This window comes from Mameliella sp. AT18 (assembly GCF_028807275.1).
Lineage (GTDB): Bacteria > Pseudomonadota > Alphaproteobacteria > Rhodobacterales > Rhodobacteraceae > Antarctobacter > Antarctobacter albus.
Map to the genome: position 1 here is coordinate 1 of NZ_JARAMO010000267.1, position 3835 is coordinate 3835.

Annotated in this window: 6 protein-coding genes; 3 read left to right on the forward strand and 3 right to left on the reverse strand. The window is 65.3% G+C overall.

The genetic code is table 11. From position 1 onward, the window contains the following. Positions 1 to 114: 114 nt before the first annotated feature. Both PVW46_RS22260 and PVW46_RS22265 read left to right on the forward strand, forming a co-directional pair. Complete coding sequence (locus PVW46_RS22260) at positions 115 to 864, forward strand: 4Fe-4S dicluster domain-containing protein (RefSeq protein ID WP_069210477.1); 750 nt, start codon at positions 115 to 117, stop codon at positions 862 to 864. Next, complete coding sequence (locus tag PVW46_RS22265) at positions 865 to 1737, forward strand: dimethyl sulfoxide reductase anchor subunit family protein (RefSeq protein WP_069210478.1); 873 nt, start codon at positions 865 to 867, stop codon at positions 1735 to 1737. 7 nt (positions 1738 to 1744) lie between these two features. Here the strand turns inward: PVW46_RS22265 and PVW46_RS22270 are convergent, their stop codons facing one another. From PVW46_RS22270 to PVW46_RS22280, 3 genes are all read right to left on the reverse strand, one after another. After that, positions 1745 to 2359 (reverse strand): DUF1523 family protein, encoded by a 615-nt coding sequence (locus PVW46_RS22270; RefSeq protein WP_069210479.1) that lies wholly within the window; start codon positions 2357 to 2359, stop codon positions 1745 to 1747. 14 nt (positions 2360 to 2373) lie between these two features. Beyond that, positions 2374 to 2643, reverse strand: coding sequence for a hypothetical protein (locus PVW46_RS22275; RefSeq protein WP_069210480.1), 270 nt, complete (start codon positions 2641 to 2643; stop codon positions 2374 to 2376). 96 nt (positions 2644 to 2739) lie between these two features. Beyond that, the gene (locus PVW46_RS22280; RefSeq protein WP_139132365.1) at positions 2740 to 3072 is read right to left on the reverse strand and encodes a hypothetical protein; all 333 of its coding nucleotides are present in this window, start codon (positions 3070 to 3072) and stop codon (positions 2740 to 2742) included. A gap of 114 nt (positions 3073 to 3186) precedes the next feature. On the opposite strand from PVW46_RS22280, the gene PVW46_RS22285 reads away from it, so the two are divergent. Next, positions 3187 to 3738 carry a hypothetical protein gene (locus tag PVW46_RS22285; protein ID WP_043140367.1) on the forward strand — a complete coding sequence of 184 codons (552 nt, stop codon included), beginning with the start codon at positions 3187 to 3189 and terminating at the stop codon, positions 3736 to 3738. Positions 3739 to 3835: the final 97 nt, after the last annotated feature.

The following is a 3835-nucleotide window of genomic DNA, read 5'->3' on the forward strand; positions in this document are numbered from 1 at the left end:
TCTTTGGTTTCAAAAATACCTCGGGGGAGTCGCGCGCAGCGCGACTGGGGGCAGAGCCCCCACGCAACAAACCTGTGCCGCGTCAGCGGCGCCGCTGGATCACGGGGGACACGGATGACTTGCCTTCCGGAACAGACCACCCGCAGCCTCGGGCTTGTCATCGACCTCGACACCTGCGTCGGCTGTCATGCCTGCGTAATCTCCTGCAAGGGTTGGAACACCGAGAACTACGGCGCGCCGCTCTCGGACCAGGACCCCTACGGCGCCGATCCCTCTGGCACCTTCCTCAACCGCGTGCACAGCTACGAGGTCCAGCCCGACAATGCCCCGGCGCAACTTGTGCATTTCCCCAAGTCTTGCCTGCACTGCGAGGACGCCCCCTGCGTCACCGTCTGTCCCACCGGCGCCAGCTACAAACGCACCGAGGACGGCATCGTGCTGGTCAACGAGACCGACTGCATCGGCTGCGGCCTCTGCGCCTGGGCCTGTCCCTACGGCGCGCGCGAGATGGACCTGGCCGCAGGCGTGATGAAGAAATGCACGCTCTGCGTCGACCGCATCTACAACGAGAACCTGCCCGAGGAGGACCGCGTGCCGGCCTGCGTCCGCACCTGTCCGGCGGGCGCGCGCCACTTCGGCGACCTCGGCGACCCCGACAGCGAGGTGTCGCGCCTCGTGGCCGAGCGGGACGGGATGGATCTCATGCCCGAGCAGGGCACGAAACCGGTCAACAAGTACCTGCCGCCGCGTCCGCGTGACAGCTGGCAGGGCGAGGTCGACGTGTTGGCCCCCTTCCTCGAGCCGGTGGCCGAGGAGCCGCGCGGCTTTCTCGCCTGGATCGACAAGACGCTGGAGAAACTCTGAATGCACCCGGCGCCCTCGATCATCGCCTTCACGACCTTTTCCGGCCTCGGGCTCGGCCTGCTGTTCTGGCTGGGTGTCGATCCGGAGGCGCCGACCGGCTGGATCGGATTCGCCTTCTTCCTGATTGGCTACCTGCTGGCGGGGGGCGGGCTGATGGCCTCCACGCTGCACCTTGGCCGCCCGGAACGGGCGCTCAAGGCTTTCACGCAATGGCGGTCAAGCTGGCTCTCGCGTGAGGCATGGACGGCCTGCGCGGCGCTGATCGTCATGGGCCTATATGCGGCGCTGCTGGTATTCTTCGGGGTGCAGGTCCATGTGCTTGGCTGGCTGGGGGCGCTTCTGTGCCTCGCCACCGTCTTTACCACTTCGATGATCTATACCCAGCTCAAGACCGTGCCGCGTTGGCATCACTGGTCGACGCCGGTTCTGTTCCAGCTTTACGCCCTGGGCGGCGGCGCCCTGCTGTCAGGGCGGGTGATCACCGGCCTTGTGCTGATCGGGCTGGCGGCTCTGGCGCAGGCGGGCTGGTGGCTTGCCGGGGACCAGAGGCTCGCCGCCTCGGGCACCACCATCGAAAGCGCCACCGGGCTGGGCCATATCGGCCGCGTCCGCGCCTTCGAGCCGCCGCACACCGGCAGCAACTACCTGCTGCGCGAGATGGTCTTTGTCGTGGCACGCAAACACGCGCAAAAACTGCGCCTGATTGCGCTGGGGTCGATGGCGGTCCTGCCCGCGCTCCTGCTTCTTCTGCCCTTCGGGCACTGGCTGGCGCTGTTCGCGGTGCTGGTCCATGTGGCGGGGGTGCTGGTCTCGCGCTGGTTGTTCTTTGCCGAGGCGGAACACGTTGTCGGCCTCTACTACGGCAAACGCTGAGGCAGGCCTATTTTGACCGTCCGAAGAGGCCCTTTACCCGGTCGCCGCCTTCATCGAGCTTGTCACCCGCCGCGTCCAGAACCGGGTCCACCCGGTTGCGCCAGAACCGCAGCCAGCGCACGCGCAGCGCCCAGTAGAGCGCGGCCAGCGTCACCAGGATGATGATGTTCAGCCAGGGAATGATGCGCACGTCGGGGCCTTCGACCTCGCGGATCGAGACGGCGTTGGGAAAGATCGAGATGAACTCGTTGCGCCAGCCGTAATGCCGGATCGCTACCCATGTCGGGTTCTCGGCGGTCGACCGCAGGTCCGCCGCCTCGGCCTGCAGGTTCGAGGTGTCGAACTTGAAATAGGGCGGCCAGCCCCAGCCGGTGTCCTCGTTGCGGTAGACCATGATGTCGTTGTTGGCCCGCCGCGTCTGGATGAAAAACACGTCACGCGGCCCGCCCGGCGCGCTGCCGGTATTGGCCTGCGACCAGAACCAGGGGTTGTCGCTGGGGTTCTCGCGCTTTTCGTAGGTGTCGGTGATCCGCGCCACGTCATGCTGGGGCAGCGTGTAGTGCAGGAAACCCGCCACCAGCAGCCAGAACAGAACGATCAGGGTCCATTTCACATATTTCATGCGCGCGGCGCCTTTCAGTGGAAATTCGTCAGATACACGATCAGGGTCACGAGGCAAAGGGGCACGGCATAGACCAGGAGCACAAGGGTCCGATGGCGCCGGCGGTCGAATTCCTCCAGCGCGTCGCGCACGTAGTCCTCTTGCGATCGGGTCTCGGCCGGGTCGGCGGCCCAGTCGGTTTCCAGCAGCTCGCGACGGCGGGCGCGCAGGTAGAACCACAGCGACCCGTAGACCACCGTGAGCACGACCGCCGCCATGATCAGGAACCGCGCCAGTGCGAACATACCCAACCTCCTGATATTGAGGTGATACGGGTGGCGTTAAAAATCAACGGTGAATGCGGGCAAACGCGATGTCAGAGCAGGAAAAGACCCGAGCTGTCACCAGACCGCCGTTTTCCAGCGGCGCGGTGCGGTGCTGACGACAAGCAACAGGACGGGCCCCCAGATCAACACCGCGCTGGCGCCCAGCCGCAGGAAATACCCCAGCGACGCGCTGGGGGCCTGCCCCAGCAGGTCCCAGACCCGCGCGTCCTCGATCGTGTAGAGCAATGCAAATCCCGCCGAGGTCAGCAGCCAGACCAGCAAGGCCGAGATCACGGTCGTCGCGGCCAGGGCGCCCAGGCTCTCGGGCAGGATCGCCTCGACCCCGCGGGTGACCAGCACGGTGACAAGCATGAGGCCCAGAACGGGCAGGAGAAGTTGAAGGGTCATGTGGACAAGGATGGGGGCGGAGCGCCGCGCATTCAACGGGCAGGTTATTCCCGACCTTGCCGGAATGCGCGTCGGGCGTCAGGGTGTGGCCAGGAATTGACAGGGAGTATTTCCGTGACCCGCACTTTTGCCGTTTTGATGCTGACCGCCTTTGCCCTGCCCGCGCAGGCCGACGATGTTTCGGACCTGATGGAATCGGCGCTCAAGGCCTACGAGGATGGCGACATTCAATATGCCCTCGACGAACTGGACATGGCGCGCGCCAAGCTGTTGGAAATGAAGACCGCCAGCCTGGGCAGTTTCCTGCCCGATGCGCCGGATGGCTGGACCCGCGAGGTCAATACCGAGATGAACCAGGGTCTGGCCATGATGGGCGGCGGCGTCGGCGCCGAGGCGACCTATACCGATCCCGGTGGAGAGCGGATCAAGATCACGCTGATGGCCGACAACCCGATGGTCATGAGCATGTCTGGCATGATTGCCAATGCCGCGATGATGGGCATGAAGACAGAGCGGATCCAGCGCCAGAAATTCGCCATCCAGGACCGGCAGATGATGGCGCTGATCGCCAATCGCATCCTTGTCCAGACTGACGGCGACCCGGACAAGACCCGCCCGCTGCTGGACATGATGGATTTCAACGAGATGGCGCAGTTCGGTTTGTGATCCGGCCTGCGGTAAGGCGGGGCGACGCCCCGCCTCTCCCCTGATCTGTCGCGGGTTTCCGGCCCGGTGAGGTCCCGGGGCAAGCCCGGGACGGGGT

Excerpts from the sequence above, each read along its gene's own strand:
- PVW46_RS22265 (WP_069210478.1), top strand. The coding sequence starts at position 865 with ATGCACCCGGCGCCCTCGATCATCGCCTTCACGACCTTTTCCGGCCTC.
- PVW46_RS22275 (WP_069210480.1), bottom strand. The coding sequence starts at position 2,643 with ATGTTCGCACTGGCGCGGTTCCTGATCATGGCGGCGGTCGTGCTCACG.
- PVW46_RS22270 (WP_069210479.1), bottom strand. The coding sequence starts at position 2,359 with ATGAAATATGTGAAATGGACCCTGATCGTTCTGTTCTGGCTGCTGGTG.
- PVW46_RS22260 (WP_069210477.1), top strand. The coding sequence starts at position 115 with ATGACTTGCCTTCCGGAACAGACCACCCGCAGCCTCGGGCTTGTCATC.
- PVW46_RS22280 (WP_139132365.1), bottom strand. The coding sequence starts at position 3,072 with ATGACCCTTCAACTTCTCCTGCCCGTTCTGGGCCTCATGCTTGTCACC.